This is a genomic window from Marinicellulosiphila megalodicopiae (genome assembly GCF_045862395.1).
In the GTDB taxonomy this organism is placed as follows: domain Bacteria; phylum Pseudomonadota; class Gammaproteobacteria; order Pseudomonadales; family Natronospirillaceae; genus Marinicellulosiphila; species Marinicellulosiphila megalodicopiae.
Genome location: NZ_AP023087.1, coordinates 2,283,378 through 2,301,475, shown reverse-complemented (window position 1 = coordinate 2,301,475; position 18,098 = coordinate 2,283,378). Strand labels below are relative to the sequence as shown.

The following is an 18,098-nucleotide window of genomic DNA, read 5'->3' as shown; positions in this document are numbered from 1 at the left end:
TTTAATTTGTAGCATCAGATTCAAATCAACTCTCACTAAATGAGTGTGTCCAACTTTTTTATTTCCAGATCGATTTTCTGGACCAGAAATAGACTTGCAACTGTTGCTACCTAATAATACAAATTCAGGTACTTCATGTTGCCAAGCTTTCTCAATACCATACGATTTTTAATAGAATTTTTATTTGTTGAACAATACTTTCATCTGTTGATTTAAATGTAATCAATTAATTAGTTAGTTAAAATACCCTTTCGAATTAAATCGGCATGCAGTTTCAAATATTCAATATCGGACAAATAACTTAAATGATGTTCATCTTGTATATTTCTTTGAAACTGAATGTCCTGTAGGTCAGCCTGATTTATCATAAATTTCACCAATGCTTCTAGGCGTTTTATCATCATTGTTACTAATTCGACACGCTCTTTTTGACTTAGATCATAAGCATCGCAAAATACTTTAGCTCTATGTATTTGTTCATTTAAAGTGCCCAAAGCATCATCTGTTTTAGTTTTAAACGGCGCCCAACAATACACTGCATAGGCAATATCCCATAGTTTTGGTGCTGGATGGCAGGTGTCAAAATCAAAAATACCTGTAACCTGATTATTTTTGATTGCAACATTATAAGGTGCAAAATCGCCATGGCATACAACTTCAATAGGGCTTTGTAAATCTAACATCCAAGGCAATGACTCTACTTGAGTGCTTTGGATGAATTTCGCAGACTGTTCATGAAAAGCTTTCAATGTTTTTGCAGCACTGATTAAAACTTCAAGTGATGCAATTTCTCCCACTAAAGGGTAGTTATAGCTGCCCCCTTCTATAAAACTTAAAATCTCTTGATTAGATTCTGTTCGAATAAATTTGGGACATTGGGTAAATCCGTTTTCATGTAAATATATTAATAATTTATGCATGGAGCTAGACCACGGATTTAAGGGACGATGCACTTGGTTTTCTGATAAATAAATGGCATCTTCACGACCACCTGAAAGTTCTAACATTAAAATTTCCTTTATTTGAAGTTTAATCTCGATCAAAAAATGAACTTATACTCGCTAAAAGTATGACAATTATCACTTTTAAATCATAATTTTGAATAATAAACTGAAAGTTTAAAAGTGAGAGTTTAAATTCCAAGTTACAGTCAACGTTAAAAAATCAAATGCGACAATTGACATAATATGTCTTGAGACATATTATGTCGCACGCGTTTTTGAAAAAACGTTATCCAAACAATAACAATTAAATGAATGACACTTTGGAAATTTGATCATTATAAACACTTCACCTCATCTTTAAAAAGTACAGGCTTTTGATTGTGTGTTAAACAACGAAACAATATAATCAATCTATTCTCACTTTTTTACATTTGGTAACAAAGTATCGAGACATGATAGATTTAAAATTCAACTTAAAAGGACTAAAGCATCTTTAGTCAAAAAACTTTAGACAATCGGAGATAAAATGTCGGATTTTTTACAAGAAAATAAAAACGTCATCAATACGCTTAAAGCCCAAGCGAAAGAAGAAATTACACCTCATAAACGAAATATTGCCTTTGTTGCTTCAATTTTAGGTTTATTTTTGTTTACTTATTTTGCAGTACAAATATTAACGGGGTTAATTGCGTTAGTAGCAGCTGCAATCATTTTGCCAGCAATTTGGTTTGGGTTTTATTACATTCGCGCGAATGACAAATATATTAAGCAACGCTTTAGAAACGCAGCTTTAGCGCGTCAAATCAAAGAAGCTTCTGAAAATGCAGACGTTCAATTGCAAAATATGGCCATTGCCAAAGAAGAGTCGATTAAAGTTGCTGCTAATGCACGTGACATGCTAAAAGGTGCCATTCGTAAAATTCAAAACGAGATTAAAAATGAAGCGCCTGATTCCCCAGTTTTAAAATTTGCTAAAGAAAATCTAGCAGTATTAGAACCTGCAGCAGAAAATGCATCTAAAATTGTTGAGTTACGCAACGACCAATCCCAAGCGTTTAAAACAAAAGTAGAACAACATTTAAAAATGAAGAAAATATCCGATATGGCGAATCAAGTCATTGACGCAACCAGTGCAACATTTGATAACGCATTAGACAATATGTTGTCCTTAACTGCGTTTGAAGCCATTGAAGAAGAATTTTACACAGCAACCATAAAACTAGAATCCAGCGTTGAAGATGCGTTACGCATTGCTGAACGATCAAGCTAAATAGGAAATTTCACATGTCAGATCAAGACCCAAAAATGCAAACGAGCTCTAAACTTCTTATCTCAACTTTTTTAGTTTGTGCCTTAATTTGTGTAGGTTTAATTGTGGCTACGGCTTTTTTTGGATCTCCAATGGGAAATTCAGAAACAAAACCTAGGCAGCAACAACCTCAATCACAAGAATCACTTTTTTAATAGGAAATTATCATGCGTAAACTCATAATTATTTTATCAACTTTAATATTCACAACCATCGCATCAGCAGGCGAACTACCATTTGGATCGGGCTCGGTTACGGGTAATTACTATGCAATGATGAACGACATCATTAGTGAAGACTGGTGTGCACCCGAATCAGGTGACGATGTATTAGTAAATACAGCATCAGGCGGAAGCATTGATAATATTGATGGCATGATGAATAAACGTTTTTATGGCGGTATTGTGCAAGTTGATGTACTAAAATACTACGCAAAAACCACCCCAAACAAAGTAAACCAAAACAGTATCGGTATCATTTCTGGTTTGCATACTGAATCCTTCCATTTGATTTTCCCAAATAATTGGAAGCCTGAAGGTGAAGAAGAAAAATCTGGCGGTTGGTTCAGTTCAAAATCTGATGAAGAAGAAACCGTTGCATTGAAGCTTGAAACCTTAATTGGTCAAACAGTGGGCAGCTGGGGTGGATCGTTAGTTTCATTAAAAGCGTTAAGTTCTTTTTATAACCTAAATTTAAATATTGTTGAAATACCTGAAGGTCAAAGAGCTTCTCCAACGATTCCATTTTTATTGGTCGGTGGCCAGCCTTACGCAGCCGTTGAAAATATTCTTAAAACAAATCGTTATACATTAGTGTCGATCAATTATTTAGAATTAGCTGAAAAAGCGCCGTTTTATGTTAAATCAAACCTAACTTATAACATTGGTGGCAAATTGGTTGTTATTCCATCAGTGGGTGTTCAAGCATTATTAGTTGCTAAAAAATTCAGAAAAGAATCTAAAAACCAATTATCAATTGATTTAGCGACCTGTTTAGATGAATCAATTTATGACTTAGCCGATGATTTTGATACTAACCCTAACTGGGAATCTGCTGCTGAAATGTATGAATCAAACGATTCAATCAACTGGACTTATTTTAAATTAAACGATTAATTTAAATATTTTATGATTGATTTAGTAAAAGGTCGCTTCATTTGAAGTGGCCTTTTTTTATGCCAAATTACTATCTACAAGAAAGGCTTTCACAATCACAAAGCTTCAATCAATCACCAAAAACAGATGATTGTTATTTTAAAGTAATGAATCGAACAAGTGATGCCTCTATATTTAAACTTTAAAATTGCGGTAATTTAGCAAGTATAATCATTCTATAAAAATCATTTTGTTAAAAAAGAGAAAACACGAATGACAAAAGACCAATTTAATGAATTTTGCAAAAATCTAACAGCCACCACCTTTGTAGAGCAATGGGGCAACGCGCAAGTGTGGAAAGTGGGCGGTAAAGTATTTGCTATTGCAGGTTGGAATAAAAATGAACAACTTTCAGTCACTTTTAAAACTACTGACTTGAATTTTGATATTTTAAAGGACCACCCAGGCTGTCAACCTGCACCTTACTTGGCGTCCCGTGGATTTAAATGGATTCAACGTTTTGATGACTGTGAAATGAAAGACAAAGAGTTAAAGCAATATATTCAAGATTCCCATGCATTGATTGCCCAAGCATTGTCTAAGAAAAAACAAAGGGAATTAGGTTTGATTCAATAACATTCTAATGAATTAAGATCGAAACAACGCAATCTCAGCATCTGTTAAATAACGCCATTGTCCCACCTCAACATCCAAACTGATTTGTCCTATTTTCTCTCTGTGCAATTTAACCACTCGATTACCAACCTTGGCAAACATGCGTTTTACTTGATGATACTTGCCTTCTGTAATCGTTAATAACACCTCTCTTGGTGAAATAGTGTCTAGTTTTGCAGGCAAAGTTAAACCTGTTTCACCTTGTAATTGCACGCCTTGTTCAAACTTAAGGGCCACATCCTCTTGAATGTCACGTGACAACCCCACTCTGTATACTTTACTGCATTGCATTTCAGGCAGCGTAATATTAAAACTCCAGCGACCATCATCGGTGATCAAAACCAAGCCAGTCGTATCGGCATCTAATCTACCTGCAATATGCAGCTCTGATTTGTTTTCAATCTCTAATAATGTAAACAACGAAGGGTACGCTTGATCCACATTTGAGCAAACCGTATCAACAGGTTTGTGCATTAATAAATAACGAAACGCACGAGTGATTAACTTAACGCCATTTAAAAGCACAGTATTGTTTTCGTGAACTTGAGTAGACTCAATGGTGATGACCTCACCGTTAACGCTCACATTGCCCATGTGTATCCGTTGGATAGCATCAGCTTTGGTTAAATCGGTGCTTTTGCAGATGAATTTATCTAAGCGCATGGCGGTAAATTCTGGGTAAAGTTGAAGAGTATTATCCTTGGTTGACTTGGATTATCAATAAATAAGTATTCACGTTAAACGGATTGAAAAGTGATGAATGCTAAACCTACTCAAGCTTGTTGTTTTTAAAAGAAATACCTAAAAAAACTCTATATGAGCATGCCCTTCGCTAGTTTATCCAGACAGTATGCGCGATAATGTGCCACGTGATTTAGATGTGACATCGCTCACTCATTAAATCCATTCATTTTTATTGAATGTACCCATTTTCAGTTGTTGATTTAACGATATAGCAGCAAAATCTTAATTAAAACTTGTCCGCGCAAAAGTAAGACGCGTTCAAGTCGATCCAAAAAAGAGAAAATACATGAGCAAAAAACAAGGCATTATGATTTGTGGTCACGGCAGCCGTGATAAAGACGCAGAGCGTGAATTTGGTTTAGTGGCCAAAGGCTTAAAACTGCGTTACCCAGACATTCCCGTTGAATACGGCTTTTTAGAATTTTCAGCTCCCAACATTCATATGGGATTAAACAGCCTTATCAACCAAGGCGTTGAAGAAATATTTGCAGTGCCAGGTATGTTGTTTGCCGCTACTCATGCCAAAAATGACATACCCTCGGTATTAACTACATTTGAAGACAAACAACCCAATTTAAACGTCACATACGGTCGTGAATTAGGCTTACAAGACGACATGATCGAAGCCTTTCAAGCACGTATTTACGAATCAATGGGCCTAGATCCACAAAACCCACCAGAAAATCTATACGACACATTATTAGTAGTCGTTGGCCGTGGCACATCAGACACACAAGCCAATGCTGAAGCAGCCAAACTGACTCGTATAGTCAACGAAAACATGGGCTTTGGCTGGGCCGACACCGTGTATTCAGGCGTTACCTATCCATCAGTAGGTGTGGGTTTAGAAAACCTAATGAAGTTAGGTTACAAACGCATCGTCGTTGCGCCCTACTTCTTATTTACGGGTCGTTTAATCAAACGAATTGCCGGTTACGTAGACAAAGTGGCACAAGCTAATCCAAGTATCGAATTCATCCAAACGCCTTATTTGAGTGATCATTCAAAAGTCATTGACGCGTTCCAAAACCGTGTTGAAGAAATCATGTCAGGTGAACTACCTGCAGGTGAAGAGTCATTAATGCACTCATTCAAACGCAGATTGGCAGCTGGCGATGTAGACATTCATCATCACCATGCAGAATTTGTCGACCCACAAGACGATACACAAGGTGAATCAAAATCAGATCATGAACATGCCCATGATCATAGTCATTCTCACCAACATGGGCACGAACATAGCCATGATCACAGCGCTGATCAAACTCACAGTCATTCCCACGACCATAACCACTCTCATGCAGAAAGCCACAGCCATTCTCATGGGGTCTACCAACACATCGGCCACCCAATGGGGCCAAGAACCATGATTGGCGAAGGTATATGCTGTTGTTTTATGGGGCAGTTCACTGATGAAATTTTAGAAGAAGAGAAATCTAAAATTGATGGCGATTGCACCAAGACTGCATTTGCGCATTTGAAGTGATTGTTTGATTTGATATAAAAAAACCAGCTTTTGCTGGTTTTTTTGTTTGCGGGGATGGTTTTGATGGTTGTACTTCAGGTTAATAAAGCTAACTAATGCACCCAGTCCTCAACATTTAAACCTTCTACTCTATTAAACTCTCTCAAATTATTAGTGACTAATATGCAATTCTGAGAAATAGCATGCCCAGCAATACCTGTGTCGTTATTTCCTATAGGAGTTCCAGCATCACTTAATTGTTTTTTAACTAACGCAGAGCTTTCAACTGCGAGTTTGTCCCATGGCAAAATTTCATCAACTCGTTTTATAAATTCAACAACTAATTGTTTATGTTTTGGTGATGCTTTTTTGCCAACAATGCCATAACACATTTCAGCGTAAGTCACGGCAGAAATCACGATACGATGTTGCTGCATCACTTTATTTTGGAGTTTTTGCAACACTTCTAAAGGTTGCTCACGCATAATAAAACTGCAAATACAGGTGTCTAACATATACACAGTTTTAGCCATTAAAATCGCCCTTCATCAGAGATTGACTCTTCGCGGTCGATTAAAAAATCGTCATCAGCATGTTCAATATTTTGTAAAGAAAGCCAATTTTGGCGAGCAGGACGTAAAATAATAGTGTCGCCTTCACGAGAAATTTCAAGCTCACTGACCCCATCAAACTCCAAATCTTTAGGAATTCTCACTGCTTGATTTTTACCATTTTTAAAAATTGAAACCAATTTCATAACCACTCCAACACTCATATTAGGTTATTAGAAGTATATCATTAGTTTTGGCATATACAAGGCATATGCTAATTGGGTGAGTTGCGAAAATGTGTGAGGATTGTTTTAGATACTTATGTTTGAAAATATTCACATAAGTTCGTCTAAATTACTCTCATACAGAAAGCCACGGCCATTCTCATGGTGTATACCAACACATCGGACATCCAATGGAGCCAAGAACAGAGAACTAAGATCGGTGAAGGCATTTTCTGTTGTTTTATGGGGCAATTTACCGATGAAATTTTAGAAGAAGAAAAAGCAAAATTGATGGTGACTGCACAAAGACTTCTCTTGCGCATTTGAATTGATTGTTTAATTTGTGGGGTTGCTTTTTAGGTTTTCCTTTAAGGTATCAAAATGACCATGCCAATCTTACAATGTGTGACTTGATAAGGTTTGCTCTTCGCACTTAGAGTTTTTTCTACAACCGAACGCCTCAAACATCGGCAGCGGTACGTTGTCCGCGTGCTTTTATTAGGTTCTTATTCATAAGTGGCACTATATTCTGGCGGAATTGATATTTCATTAAATACACCACAAAAGCCAAGTATTAAGGTTGTAGAAATAGAAACCCCGATAAGGATTATTACGTAAGCAAGCTTTGTACGTAACGGTTGTTCAATTGCGTTTCGACTAAGCCAATTGAATACAGAGGCTAAGTGGACAAATAAAGCAACAACTGCAAAAAAGTAATAAGGGATAAAAAAGAACTGAAATGGATCTGTATGAAACCCCGCGATGCCATAATAAATATTGGTATCTAATTCTGCGCCAATCCTACCATATAACACAGCACCAACATGGTTTATAAAGAAATACGCTAAGTACAAGCCTGATATTGCTTGCGCCTTTTCGAGAAACCTCGAGCGTTGACCTCTGCGTTGCCATACAAAATAAAGACCACTACATACTTGAAACATTACACATAATAATAAGATACTCTCTGCGATGACATTACGGTAAGCCAAGCGATAAGTTTCCATGAACTCTATATGTTGTTGTACGCCGCCCAGAATATATAGGTGATTAATAAAGTGGAATAAAATAAAAGAGCCAATAAGTAGAGCGGACAACCTATGAAACTTATGTAACATCAAACTTCCTTTTTTGAAGATTTCTCAAATCCTGCCCAGTGGAGGCGTAGCCGCAACGATGTGTACAATAGCTTGTCATAGAGGGCTTAGTTCCAAGGGTTTATTATGATTCTTTAGTGCCACTTTTCCAAATTAAGAATCTACCTGTAAACGTACAAATCAAAAAATATATTAAAAAAGTGAAAAGTAAAATAGGGATAGCAATTGGATATCCATTATAACTATCAGGAAAATAAAATCGACTTATTGATACCCCTATATTGTGAAATATTATTCCAACAAATAGAGATACGGTCATTATTATTGAAATTACACGGATCATAGTTTTTGACATGCTCATTCCTTGAATCCGGAATCATAAAAGGTCTGTAGAAAAATTAACTTTCTTCCACGCTCATTTTTAATTTAATTAATTTCAAACAGTATATTCATTCTCTGAACACTTTAGAACGTTAATTTCACAAAAAAATATTTAAATTGATTGTCGTCATTTTCTTGAAAATTCAATGTATTCAAAATAATCACTCTGGAAACCAGTGATACCAAGGTGTACTAAGGGATTGAAGCTTGGATGATTGATTTTAGTTTCATCAAGCGATCACTTTTTGTTCTCCATATTTACATCCAATTCTTTTTAGGTAGCCTCCAAATTATGGATCATACAAAAATATTAACCACTGCCCATTTACCTTCTTTTGGCCACGTAAATTCGGTAATGGCACGAGAAAACTTTGCATAAATTTAAGCAAAGAATTCGAAAACTCATCAACTGAAATTGGGGTGTCAGTATGAGCTACCAACTTTTTAAAACCAGTCAATATATTCGAGGCTGGATAAATTATTTTGGCATCGCAAAATGTTATCAGCTTTGCTGTGATCTAGATAACTGGATACGCAGAAGAGTGAGAATGGCATATTGGCGACAGTGGCGAAAACCACGAACCAAAGTAGGAAATTTAATGAAGTTGGGAGTTTATTATAAGATGGCAATTAATTGTGGGACAACCAGTAAAGGCCCGTGGCGCAGTGCGAAAACGTTTGGCATTAATGAAGCCCTCTTTGTTTTTTAAAAAGGCAAATGATTATTTAAAGAAGGCGGGATTGGTTTCACTACGTGATGGTTGGATTAAGCTTCATCACACTAAATGAAACGCCCTCGGCAATATGCCCCTGCATTGCTCTATCTCCTAAATCCATTTAGTCGTGTGCGGAGCCGCATGCAGGGTGTTGTGGGGGCTGAGAGTTAAAGACTCTCGGCTACCCGATTATATATTTATAGGTCGGAGGTTCTAACCCAAACCACATCATCCATTAGTTGATTTTTTATTATTTTTTCTTTTGCCTTTACAAGAAGTTCAGCTTTATACTTTTCAAATTGTTTTAAAGGCTCATTTTGGTATGACGATGGGTCAATATCTTGAAGAGCTTCCATCGAGATCCTAAGTGCTATCACCTTTTCATTTACTTTTATTCTACATGAAACACCACCATCTGGAGCATTGATTGCTGATTCATAATATTCAATATTCATAATTTAGTACTCACTTTTGATTCCATAAATATAACGCCTTTGTAACCGGCAGATTTTAAGTGTGGTTTTTTGTGATAAAGTGGCGTAGCCACCATAAAAATTCACACTTAAAATTTGTCCGAGTTAACAAACTTGTTATGTGTTTAACTTAAGACACAAATGCCGTGATCAAATAGCGCATACGCTACAAATAAAACGGCGATTAAAACTGGAAGCCATAGCTCCCGCTTTTTCTCCCCAAATCCTACCCAGTCATTAACTTCATCTAAATGCTTTTTAGCGGATTGGTTATCCTTGCATTGCGGATACAATTCTTTTAGTGCTTTCTGTAATGGGTTATTTCTATATTTTGTGAATAAAAGTACTACTATAAATATTATTAGTACGACTACCGTAAGTATAAAGTTTATTGAGCTTGGAATATTTTGAGCCGATAATGTTGCCATGCAAAATGCAGATAAAGAGATGAGCATAGCTCCCATTTTTACCAATCGAACTTTATTGTCTCTTTTAAGCCGATCTAAGCGATCAATTTCTTCTTGCGTAAGGTCTCTATTTGACATTTATAGTAGCTCTCAACTGGGGATTGGGCACATAACGCTCTAATAAACCGCGCAACAACGCGGAGGCTTCTTTGTGTATACTTCGCGAAGCGAAACACAAAGAAGGCGGAGTGTTTTGCGTCGGTTTTAATTAGTTATACGACTTTTTTAGTGTGGGAAAACCCAACCATCATTATATGTTTATCAAATCTAAAAAAGATGTATTCAATTTCTGAGTTACCACGATTTACTTTCGCAGACCAAGACTCAGGTCTAATCTCAGATATTGTTTCAATTAGTGTAATGTATTCTTCAATGTGCCATTGGATTCTTTCTTTTATTAAATTCTCTATCTCTTTATTTTTAAGATGATCACCTAATAGAAAATTATTAAATACATTCCTCTTTACTGTAGATGCAAACAATTTAATTGTATCTAATTCTGAGGCAGATTTTATTAATTTAATATCATTAATTTTAAGCCTTTTACATATCGAATCTTCAAGGGTACTGTGTTTCTGATCAACTATATCTGCAAAAAAAGAATGCCTAAACCCTTGTTGGTCATTTAAATGTGAAATAGCAGTTAAATAACCACCTAAAGATCCAGCCCAATAATTAAATTTTTCATTATTCATATTTAAGAACGACTCTAGTCGTATAACGCCGTTGTAAATTGCAGTTTTGGAGGAGCCCGCTTGTGCTATCAAGCACAAAAAGGAGCGACGGAAAAACTGTCAATTTAACAACCTTGTTCTGTGTTGGTCGAGCTCACACTCATAAATAAATGCTGGTCCAGATTCGGCTGGCTTCCAACCCTTGCTTATTGCATTTTCAATACAGGACTCGACGAGTTTTGGCGTAACCGAATTAGGATACATATTAATGGCCACATCTGGGCGTTGCCATTTAAATTTTATAGATAGAGTTGCCCCATTTGTATTCTCTTGCTCTACGGCAGCAACCATCGGTCCATCCTGACAAGCTTGAGTGTATGTTGGCCTAGCCCTAACTAACCAGCGATAGTTTATCCCTCCAACATTGATTGCTCTACTGCCTTTTCTAGGTAAACTCATTCAGCCTCCTTGTACACAGAACATGTTATTAGACGGAAAAAAACCTGCATTTCGCATTTTAAATAGTCTCCGTCAATTCGTTTTAAAACCACACTATACCTCAAGTTTGAGGGATTTCAAATTATGTCATTTACTATTTTTTTAAGTGAAATACAGAATCAATCTTCACTATTTTCAAGTCTTGATATTGAAACATAGAATAATTCTTTGTTAACAATACAAACATAGATTTTTTATTTACTATTTTTGTCCGTCTATCTTTTGGGTTATTGTTAACCACTTTGTCTTTTTTTAAGAATTTCGAGCAAAAACATTATAATTAATTAAAGGAGCCTCTGATCTAGAAAGATAAATTCAGGCTTTCAGAAATTTCACTAATCGAGGCACGGTTTTTTAGGAATAACTGGTTATTTCGAAAAATCGTAACGAAGAGTAGTGGGATTTCTGAAAGCCCCGTAGGGCGAGCCATTTAGGCACAAATTGCTTTGTTGATAGTCTTGAAAATGACCAGTCATTTCGCTTCGACTATCGCCGCGCACTTTGCGCCTAAATGACTCGCTGAAAAAATCTTTCTAAATCAGAGGCTCCTAAAGTTTGTAAGATTATTTGGGATTATCTTATCCCTTAAATTTTCAACTTAGTGACAAATACAGAAAAATTCTGTATTTGTATCCGTCTATTTCATTTTACATAGCATCCATGTTTCAACCAAAGTTACTATTTTTTTATGCCCTCCGATCTATTAAATTCGCGGATTCAAATCCGAAGTGCATCATCTAACAAGGTAGAAAAAGAGGTCAGCTGAAGGTAAGCTCATAATCTTTTTCTCCGGCAAGAGATGAAGTGATTATGAGTATAAACCCACAGCTAACCTATGAATAAAGATGCCAGATCTACGCATTAATTAAAAGTGATTTTTCACAAAGAAAAATTGCAGAAATTATTAATGTCAATCAATCCACAATTAGTCGAGAGCTTAAACGCAACACAGGCGAACGCGGTTATCGGTACAAACAAGCACAGATATTGACTGATAATCGAAGGAAAAATGCTTGTAAACCAACAAAGATGACTAAAGAATTGATCTTAACTATAGAGACTAAAATTAGATTGGATTGGAGCCCTGAACAAATCTCAAATTGGCTTCTTAAAGATGAGGCGACACTCATCAGCCACGAAAGCATCTATATTCATATTTGGAAAGATAAGCGTGCAGGTGGTTATTTATACACACACCTTCGTCGAGTTGGAAAAAAATATGATAAACGCCGTAATGGAAAATCAACACGAGGACATATTAAAAACCGAATCAGTATTGATGATCGGCCATCCATTGTTGATTTAAAATCCCGCGTGGGTGACTGGGAGATTGATACCATAATAGGAAAAGGACACAGTGGTGCATTAGTTACTATTGTTGAGCGTAAAACAAAATTTACAGTCGCTGCACAGGTAAAAAGCAAAAGTACAAAAGATGTAACAGCGGCAACAATTAGGCTACTAGAACCTTACAAAGACCTTGTTCACACGATTACAGCAGATAATGGAAAAGAGTTTTCTGGACATGAAGAAATTAGTAAAGCACTTAACGCAGAAATTTATTTTGCGCACCCATATAGTTCCTGGGAAAGAGGGTTGAATGAAAATACAAATGGATTAATTCGCCAGTATTTTCCAAAATTCACTGACTTTAAAACTGTTAAGCAGCAAGAGGTAGATTGTGCGATTAAAAAAATAAATACAAGGCCAAGAAAAATACTGAATTATGAAACGCCATATGATTTAATGCATGAATATCAAGCAGCATTCGCTGCATAGATTTTGATGCACTTCGGATTTGAATCCGCGATTCAATGAAGACAATAAATAATACAATAATATTGAATGTTTGATATAAAAAACACCCCATTATTAGTTTATTAATGTGCGAATAAATAGTAATTTGTCTCATTAATCTACTAATACGCCCAAGGCTAAAAATGAAATACAACAAATTAGGCAGCACCGATCTAGAAGTCAGTTTAATAGGTCTAGGCACCATGACATGGGGTTGGCAAAATACACAAAGTGATGGCTTTGAGCAGATGGATTATGCGTTAGATCAAGGGGTGAATTTTTTTGATACTGCTGAAATGTACGCCATACCCCCCTCACCTGAACGCTTTGGCACCACCGAAAGCATAATAGGTAATTGGTTTGAAAAACGTCAAAACCGTGAAAAAATTATTTTAGCCTCTAAAATTTCGGGCCCCGGTTTGCCTTGGTTACGTGATGGTAAACATCAAATTAATGAAATGTATTTAGACATAGCATTACAAGACAGCCTTAAACGCTTAAAAACCGATTATATAGATGTCTATCAATTACATTGGCCTAATCGTGGATCATACCACTTTGGCAAAACTTGGGAGTTTGATCCTAAGTTTGATATTCAAAAAGAAAAAGCACATTTCATTGAAGTGTTAAATTGGATGGCGTGTAAAATCAAAGAAGGCAAAGTTCGTCATTTCGCGTTATCAAATGAAACCGCTTGGGGATTAATGAAATGGTTAACCTTAAGCGAAATTAATGAATTGCCAAGAGCGGTAAGTATTCAAAATGAATATTCATTATTGTGTCGACATTTTGAAACCGACTTAGCTGAAATATCCTACGCAGAAAACTGTGGACTATTGGCTTGGTCGCCTCTTGCCCGTGGCATATTGAGCGGTAAATATCTAAATGGTGCAAAGCCTGCTGGTAAGCGTTTAACCATGGAAACACGTGCAGAACATCGTCAAGGTCAATCGGTTGATGATGCAACCCGCGCGTATATTGAAATTGCACAACGTCATGGATTAGATCCATGTCAAATGGCTTTGGCGTTTGTAAACCAAAAACCGTTTGTGACGTCTAATTTAATTGGGGCAACAAATATGACGGATTTAAAAAGCAATATTGAATCGGTGAATATTAATTTAAGTCAAGAAATTTTGGATGACATTCATACTGTGTATCGACAATTTCCTGCAGTTTACTAACGGTATTAACATGAGTTAATACTGTTGGTTTTAGCTCAACTCCATTTTTTAAGTAAAACAAACATATAACTGTAAGCATACAGTGCGGTAAATAAAATACTGGGTGCAACGGTTAATGCTAAATTTGGCGTTTGGTTTATGATATTGACGCTAATGACCAATACAGTTTGTACCGCTAAAGGAATGATCGGAGCGAATAAAGTAGCGGGTATTTTTTTGTGATCTGTAAAATTGGCACAACGATCAATAGCATTATTAAAGCTTTGTTTAATCGCCAAATTTTGTGGGGATTTAGCATGAAATTTACAAATAATAGGTGTAATGAACATTAACGAAATGACATTATTTTTATATTTGAATACTAAACGCTCTAAAACAGCTGTAAAAAATAAAGTAACCACGGCACTGTAAGTACCCTGAACTAATGCAGATTTTAACGTGACAGCTCTAGCAATATCATCGGAATAATTAGCCCAATACGCCCAGGTAAAATAAAATACAAATGACACAAGCGCTGATAATACTAATCGGATATTCACTTTTATACCTTTAATTGATTGGTTTATTAGGTTAACACTAAAGGTCTATCTTTAGTTTACTACAAGAGCAAATTTTAAATTAACTACCACAATTGTCTATATTGCCTTGGTGATTTAAACGATTAGCACCATCAAACGTCCAAATAGCACATTGTTTACTTGGGATCCCTAAGTATATAGAGCTAGTATCAAAGCCAATATCTTTTCCAAAATGCCAATTGGGACTTTGGATTTCAGTACAACGCTCATCCGTTTTAACAAACGCTTTAGTTGAACAGCCCGCTGAACCACAGGTACCTGAACTTGCATATACCACAAAAATGTCTGTGGGTTTATTGTTTGCAACATTCAATATATAGAATCCCGTTGTGCCCTCAATTGATGTGAGTCCTTTATTTATTAAATCTTGTGTTTTGTTATTATTATCATTAATCCATTGCTCTGCCTCTAAGCAAAAATCAAGATCCCCCATATTATAATGTTGCATGGATTTCCATGACACTTCAGCCTGACCCTTTAATGAAATAAATAGAATGAAAAAAGTCGTTAAATATTTCATGATTTGTATTTTCCATATTTTGATTGTCAGGTACTTATTTGATAATTTGTTAGATTAAATATCAAATCCAACCGCAACAATACTTTCAGTTTTAAATATTTCATAAAACCCTAAATGTTCATAAAAGCTTAATGCGTTTAAGTTAGTACAAGACACCTTCAAATGAAGTTTTTCAACGTTGTTATGTTTACAATAATCACGAAACGCTTGAAACAATTGTTTACCCCAGCCTAAGTTTTGAAAATCGGGTAAAAGATCAATATGAAAATGCGCTTGATACTGATCTAACCGCTCATCTAATTGTGTAGCATTATGAATAACCGTATTTAAATATGCATCAAGGCCACTCACAGGCGTTGCATTTATGTCATAAAGCGGTTGAATCTGTTTGATCCAATTATTATTTAACCATTGCGTATAGTGTTTGGTGTCAACTACTCCCAATATATAGCCTTTCACTAAATGGTTGTCACATACTACAAAGCAACCCGCTAAATCATAATGTAAATAAGGCGCTGCAAAGTAATGCCCTACTTTGTTGTCATCGCTGATCAGTGACCTTGAATCTTTACCATCAAATGCGGTTTTAGCGCATAGGTCGTATATGTAGGGCAAGTCAGCTAAGGTTGCGTTTCTAATAATCAATTTTTTTCCTTTACAGTCAAATTTTTATTTCAAATGCAGAACACGGTGTACCTTGATGATATTTCATTGTCCAATTATTATTTTTGTTTATCCAAATAGATGTTCTGATAGCAAAGGAGGTTAACTGTCCATCGGATCCAATAATGACCGATTTATAGATTAGTTGTTTAGTATTTTCATCAAAATTAAGACATTCATAATCTTGAGAATGTATGTGTGCTGTTGGTTTTTCTTCTTGTAAAAGCATTTCGTTGATTGTTTTAACATCATAATAAGTACCAGACATGCCGATTTCTCTAAACTCTGGATGCAGCAACTTCTGTACTAAGCTTTGGTTTTGTCTTGTTTCAAATTGGTGTAATGACTTTTCTAATTCAATTAATGCATTCATATCAACTCAGTCTACAAAACACTAATCAGCATTTTAATACTTAAAATAATTAAAAGAACCGCAAATATTTTCTTTAAAATGGCAACGGGTAATTTGTGTGCAAATTTAGCACCTATTGGCGCCATAAATACACTTGTAATTGAGATTAATAAGACAGCAGGTAAATTCACAAAGCCAAATGTATACAGCGTATTTGTGTAGGTAACTGCGTTTGAGCTTATTACGCCATTAATTAAATAGCCTAATGAACCTGCAATAGATATGGGTAAACCAATGGCAGCTGATGTACCAATGGCTTTTTTAATGTCTACATTTTGCCATGTTAAATACGGGACAGTTAAAGAGCCTCCACCAATGGAAACTAACGCTGAGATGGATCCAATAAATGTGCCCGCACCAAACAACCCTGCACTGCCTGCAAGTTGTCTGCTGGGTTTGGGTTTTTTATTTAAAAACATTTGTAAGGATACAAACGCCATAAACGCTGTAAAAAACATGGCCAAATAAACAGAGCGCATGTTAGATGCTATAAATGTGGCTAAAAAAGTACCGAGTATTATGCCTATGGCCATTCGTTTTACTACGGGCCATAGCACTGCTTGTTTTGAATGATGTGCACGTAAACTTGAAAACGAAGTGAATATCATTGATGCCATTGATGTGCCCAATGCCAAATGCACTACATTATTAGCATCTACGCCCTGCATAATAAAAATGGTCGTTAGCATTGGCACCATAATACCGCCGCCACCGATACCTAACAGCCCTGCCATAAATCCTACAAACGAGCCCAATACTAAAAATGTAATAATCCATTGAATGTCTAACATGTTACCTCTGTATAACTGAGTTGATTTAGTCGTCTATTATGCCAGTTTATTTGAAAGAGATGAGTGTCTAATATGAGCAATTGGTCGTGTTTGTTTTATAAGCGAATAAGCAACAAATGTGTTCAATCAAATTGAGTTGATTGAAATTTGTTGAATACTGATTTTTTTGAAGGGATTATATTGTGGGCATAGTTGTTATGCTTAAAGGAATTCAGGCATAACAACAATGTTGTATCCAGTGGTTGGTCAGTTTCAAAAAATAAATGAAATTACTCCAAACCTGCTCGTTTAAAAAATATTAGCTTAAATGACGTTTAATTTTGTAGAGAACTTGTGAGAAATGCACCATTCATATCTTGATGAGTCAGCAAGTTAGTTTTAATTAACAGGGCTTCTAAATCGTGATATTCAGTGCTGTTGTCGCGTTGTTTAAAAGCCAAATCGTTGCAGTCAGATCGTAATTTCGCGGTGAGTGAACACAGAGCATTGACGGCTTCTTCATTGTTTTGATGTTGTGCAAGAATATTAGCACCCAATAAGTATGCGGCTTCATATTCTTGAATGGCTATTAACGCGTCCATTTTTTCATTGATTGTTTGCATATTTGAACTCCCTTATTTTAAATTAATGGATTTTTGAAAGTATGAATTCATTTAAACATAAACCCACACTACTGTCTTTGCAACGCTTGGCATGTATTAACCAAATCGAATAAATACCTCTAAATTTCTCAGTAATGAGATGGGTGCGATCTGAAGTTAACACATTGAATCTCACCAGCGTTTAAAGCTTAAAATTTATGAGTAGAAATTCAGGGGTCGGATCCAAAAAACATGAATTT

24 protein-coding genes are annotated in these 18,098 nt (G+C 35.8%); 9 read left to right on the top strand and 15 right to left on the bottom strand.

Annotation, left to right across the window (positions count from 1 at the left end; genetic code table 11):
* Positions 1–230: 230 nt before the first annotated feature.
* Positions 231–1,007 (bottom strand): phosphotransferase, encoded by a 777-nt coding sequence (locus TYM08_RS09735; RefSeq protein ID WP_422382781.1) that lies wholly within the window; start codon positions 1,005–1,007, stop codon positions 231–233.
* 463 nt (positions 1,008–1,470) lie between these two features.
* Between TYM08_RS09735 and TYM08_RS09730 the strand changes: the two genes are divergently transcribed.
* The 4 genes from TYM08_RS09730 (at position 1,471) to TYM08_RS09715 (ending at position 3,983) form a co-directional block, all read left to right on the top strand.
* The gene (locus tag TYM08_RS09730) at positions 1,471–2,214 is read left to right on the top strand and encodes a hypothetical protein (RefSeq protein ID WP_422382780.1); all 744 of its coding nucleotides are present in this window, start codon (positions 1,471–1,473) and stop codon (positions 2,212–2,214) included.
* A 14-nt stretch (positions 2,215–2,228) separates the two neighbouring features.
* Positions 2,229–2,408 carry a hypothetical protein gene (locus TYM08_RS09725; RefSeq protein WP_422382779.1) on the top strand — a complete coding sequence of 60 codons (180 nt, stop codon included), beginning with the start codon at positions 2,229–2,231 and terminating at the stop codon, positions 2,406–2,408.
* Between the two features lie 12 nt (positions 2,409–2,420).
* Positions 2,421–3,368 carry a hypothetical protein gene (locus TYM08_RS09720; RefSeq protein WP_422382778.1) on the top strand — a complete coding sequence of 316 codons (948 nt, stop codon included), beginning with the start codon at positions 2,421–2,423 and terminating at the stop codon, positions 3,366–3,368.
* A gap of 252 nt (positions 3,369–3,620) precedes the next feature.
* The gene (locus TYM08_RS09715) at positions 3,621–3,983 is read left to right on the top strand and encodes an MmcQ/YjbR family DNA-binding protein (RefSeq protein WP_422382777.1); all 363 of its coding nucleotides are present in this window, start codon (positions 3,621–3,623) and stop codon (positions 3,981–3,983) included.
* A gap of 12 nt (positions 3,984–3,995) precedes the next feature.
* On the opposite strand, the gene TYM08_RS09710 is transcribed toward TYM08_RS09715, so the two are convergent.
* Positions 3,996–4,685, bottom strand: a complete 690-nt coding sequence (locus TYM08_RS09710; RefSeq protein ID WP_422382776.1) for a pseudouridine synthase — start codon at positions 4,683–4,685, stop codon at positions 3,996–3,998.
* 367 nt (positions 4,686–5,052) lie between these two features.
* Between TYM08_RS09710 and TYM08_RS09705 the strand changes: the two genes are divergently transcribed.
* A complete protein-coding gene (locus TYM08_RS09705) occupies positions 5,053–6,252 on the top strand; it encodes a sirohydrochlorin chelatase (RefSeq protein ID WP_422382775.1) in 1,200 nt (399 codons plus the stop codon).
* Between the two features lie 92 nt (positions 6,253–6,344).
* On the opposite strand, the gene TYM08_RS09700 is transcribed toward TYM08_RS09705, so the two are convergent.
* Positions 6,345–6,764: a type II toxin-antitoxin system VapC family toxin gene (locus TYM08_RS09700; RefSeq protein WP_422382774.1), complete on the bottom strand. Its 420-nt coding sequence runs from the start codon at positions 6,762–6,764 to the stop codon at positions 6,345–6,347.
* Positions 6,764–6,988: a type II toxin-antitoxin system VapB family antitoxin gene (vapB, locus tag TYM08_RS09695; RefSeq protein WP_422382773.1), complete on the bottom strand. Its 225-nt coding sequence runs from the start codon at positions 6,986–6,988 to the stop codon at positions 6,764–6,766. The genes TYM08_RS09700 and vapB overlap by 1 nt, the downstream gene beginning before the upstream one ends.
* Before the next feature lie 180 nt (positions 6,989–7,168).
* Here vapB and TYM08_RS09690 point away from each other — a divergent pair, with 180 nt between their 5' ends.
* Positions 7,169–7,333, top strand: coding sequence for a hypothetical protein (locus TYM08_RS09690; RefSeq protein WP_422382772.1), 165 nt, complete (start codon positions 7,169–7,171; stop codon positions 7,331–7,333).
* Between the two features lie 179 nt (positions 7,334–7,512).
* On the opposite strand, the gene TYM08_RS09685 is transcribed toward TYM08_RS09690, so the two are convergent.
* On the bottom strand, positions 7,513–8,124 hold the full coding sequence (locus tag TYM08_RS09685) for a hypothetical protein (RefSeq protein WP_422382771.1): 612 nt from the start codon (positions 8,122–8,124) through the stop codon (positions 7,513–7,515).
* Between the two features lie 788 nt (positions 8,125–8,912).
* Between TYM08_RS09685 and TYM08_RS09680 the strand changes: the two genes are divergently transcribed.
* Positions 8,913–9,194, top strand: a complete 282-nt coding sequence (locus tag TYM08_RS09680) for a group II intron maturase-specific domain-containing protein (RefSeq protein WP_422382770.1) — start codon at positions 8,913–8,915, stop codon at positions 9,192–9,194.
* Positions 9,195–9,397: 203 nt separating this feature from the next.
* Here TYM08_RS09680 and TYM08_RS09675 read toward each other — a convergent pair whose 3' ends face one another.
* The 4 genes from TYM08_RS09675 to TYM08_RS09660 all read right to left on the bottom strand — a co-directional run bounded on the left by TYM08_RS09675 (position 9,398) and on the right by TYM08_RS09660 (position 11,273).
* Complete coding sequence (locus tag TYM08_RS09675) at positions 9,398–9,655, bottom strand: hypothetical protein (RefSeq protein WP_422382769.1); 258 nt, start codon at positions 9,653–9,655, stop codon at positions 9,398–9,400.
* 143 nt (positions 9,656–9,798) lie between these two features.
* Positions 9,799–10,218 carry a hypothetical protein gene (locus TYM08_RS09670; protein ID WP_422382768.1) on the bottom strand — a complete coding sequence of 140 codons (420 nt, stop codon included), beginning with the start codon at positions 10,216–10,218 and terminating at the stop codon, positions 9,799–9,801.
* A gap of 134 nt (positions 10,219–10,352) precedes the next feature.
* Positions 10,353–10,835, bottom strand: a complete 483-nt coding sequence (locus tag TYM08_RS09665) for a hypothetical protein (RefSeq protein WP_422382767.1) — start codon at positions 10,833–10,835, stop codon at positions 10,353–10,355.
* Positions 10,836–10,934: 99 nt separating this feature from the next.
* Entirely contained in the window at positions 10,935–11,273 is a 339-nt protein-coding gene (locus TYM08_RS09660) for a hypothetical protein (protein ID WP_422382766.1), read from the bottom strand.
* An 891-nt stretch (positions 11,274–12,164) separates the two neighbouring features.
* On the opposite strand from TYM08_RS09660, the gene TYM08_RS09655 reads away from it, so the two are divergent.
* Both TYM08_RS09655 and TYM08_RS09650 read left to right on the top strand, forming a co-directional pair.
* On the top strand, positions 12,165–13,091 hold the full coding sequence (locus TYM08_RS09655) for an IS30 family transposase (protein WP_422382824.1): 927 nt from the start codon (positions 12,165–12,167) through the stop codon (positions 13,089–13,091).
* A gap of 161 nt (positions 13,092–13,252) precedes the next feature.
* The gene (locus TYM08_RS09650) at positions 13,253–14,293 is read left to right on the top strand and encodes an aldo/keto reductase (protein WP_422382765.1); all 1,041 of its coding nucleotides are present in this window, start codon (positions 13,253–13,255) and stop codon (positions 14,291–14,293) included.
* 35 nt (positions 14,294–14,328) lie between these two features.
* On the opposite strand, the gene TYM08_RS09645 is transcribed toward TYM08_RS09650, so the two are convergent.
* The 6 genes from TYM08_RS09645 to TYM08_RS09620 form a co-directional block, all read right to left on the bottom strand.
* A complete protein-coding gene (locus tag TYM08_RS09645; protein ID WP_422382764.1) occupies positions 14,329–14,832 on the bottom strand; it encodes a hypothetical protein in 504 nt (167 codons plus the stop codon).
* Positions 14,833–14,911: 79 nt separating this feature from the next.
* Positions 14,912–15,391, bottom strand: coding sequence for a hypothetical protein (locus tag TYM08_RS09640; protein WP_422382763.1), 480 nt, complete (start codon positions 15,389–15,391; stop codon positions 14,912–14,914).
* Positions 15,392–15,445: 54 nt separating this feature from the next.
* Positions 15,446–16,036, bottom strand: a complete 591-nt coding sequence (locus TYM08_RS09635) for a GNAT family N-acetyltransferase (protein WP_422382762.1) — start codon at positions 16,034–16,036, stop codon at positions 15,446–15,448.
* A gap of 16 nt (positions 16,037–16,052) precedes the next feature.
* Positions 16,053–16,427, bottom strand: coding sequence for a DUF4440 domain-containing protein (locus TYM08_RS09630; protein ID WP_422382761.1), 375 nt, complete (start codon positions 16,425–16,427; stop codon positions 16,053–16,055).
* Positions 16,428–16,438: 11 nt separating this feature from the next.
* The gene (locus TYM08_RS09625; RefSeq protein ID WP_422382760.1) at positions 16,439–17,257 is read right to left on the bottom strand and encodes a sulfite exporter TauE/SafE family protein; all 819 of its coding nucleotides are present in this window, start codon (positions 17,255–17,257) and stop codon (positions 16,439–16,441) included.
* 314 nt (positions 17,258–17,571) lie between these two features.
* Positions 17,572–17,859, bottom strand: coding sequence for a hypothetical protein (locus TYM08_RS09620; RefSeq protein ID WP_422382759.1), 288 nt, complete (start codon positions 17,857–17,859; stop codon positions 17,572–17,574).
* Positions 17,860–18,098: the final 239 nt, after the last annotated feature.

Coding starts and splice junctions, on each gene's coding strand:
- TYM08_RS09735 (WP_422382781.1), bottom strand. CDS start 1,007: ATGTTAGAACTTTCAGGTGGTCGTGAAGATGCCATTTATTTATCAGAA.
- TYM08_RS09730 (WP_422382780.1), top strand. CDS start 1,471: ATGTCGGATTTTTTACAAGAAAATAAAAACGTCATCAATACGCTTAAA.
- TYM08_RS09725 (WP_422382779.1), top strand. CDS start 2,229: ATGTCAGATCAAGACCCAAAAATGCAAACGAGCTCTAAACTTCTTATC.
- TYM08_RS09720 (WP_422382778.1), top strand. CDS start 2,421: ATGCGTAAACTCATAATTATTTTATCAACTTTAATATTCACAACCATC.
- TYM08_RS09715 (WP_422382777.1), top strand. CDS start 3,621: ATGACAAAAGACCAATTTAATGAATTTTGCAAAAATCTAACAGCCACC.
- TYM08_RS09710 (WP_422382776.1), bottom strand. CDS start 4,685: ATGCGCTTAGATAAATTCATCTGCAAAAGCACCGATTTAACCAAAGCT.
- TYM08_RS09705 (WP_422382775.1), top strand. CDS start 5,053: ATGAGCAAAAAACAAGGCATTATGATTTGTGGTCACGGCAGCCGTGAT.
- TYM08_RS09700 (WP_422382774.1), bottom strand. CDS start 6,764: ATGGCTAAAACTGTGTATATGTTAGACACCTGTATTTGCAGTTTTATT.
- vapB (WP_422382773.1), bottom strand. CDS start 6,988: ATGAAATTGGTTTCAATTTTTAAAAATGGTAAAAATCAAGCAGTGAGA.
- TYM08_RS09690 (WP_422382772.1), top strand. CDS start 7,169: ATGGTGTATACCAACACATCGGACATCCAATGGAGCCAAGAACAGAGA.
- TYM08_RS09685 (WP_422382771.1), bottom strand. CDS start 8,124: ATGTTACATAAGTTTCATAGGTTGTCCGCTCTACTTATTGGCTCTTTT.
- TYM08_RS09680 (WP_422382770.1), top strand. CDS start 8,913: ATGAGCTACCAACTTTTTAAAACCAGTCAATATATTCGAGGCTGGATA.
- TYM08_RS09675 (WP_422382769.1), bottom strand. CDS start 9,655: ATGAATATTGAATATTATGAATCAGCAATCAATGCTCCAGATGGTGGT.
- TYM08_RS09670 (WP_422382768.1), bottom strand. CDS start 10,218: ATGTCAAATAGAGACCTTACGCAAGAAGAAATTGATCGCTTAGATCGG.
- TYM08_RS09665 (WP_422382767.1), bottom strand. CDS start 10,835: ATGAATAATGAAAAATTTAATTATTGGGCTGGATCTTTAGGTGGTTAT.
- TYM08_RS09660 (WP_422382766.1), bottom strand. CDS start 11,273: ATGAGTTTACCTAGAAAAGGCAGTAGAGCAATCAATGTTGGAGGGATA.
- TYM08_RS09650 (WP_422382765.1), top strand. CDS start 13,253: ATGAAATACAACAAATTAGGCAGCACCGATCTAGAAGTCAGTTTAATA.
- TYM08_RS09640 (WP_422382763.1), bottom strand. CDS start 15,391: ATGAAATATTTAACGACTTTTTTCATTCTATTTATTTCATTAAAGGGT.
- TYM08_RS09630 (WP_422382761.1), bottom strand. CDS start 16,427: ATGAATGCATTAATTGAATTAGAAAAGTCATTACACCAATTTGAAACA.
- TYM08_RS09625 (WP_422382760.1), bottom strand. CDS start 17,257: ATGTTAGACATTCAATGGATTATTACATTTTTAGTATTGGGCTCGTTT.
- TYM08_RS09620 (WP_422382759.1), bottom strand. CDS start 17,859: ATGCAAACAATCAATGAAAAAATGGACGCGTTAATAGCCATTCAAGAA.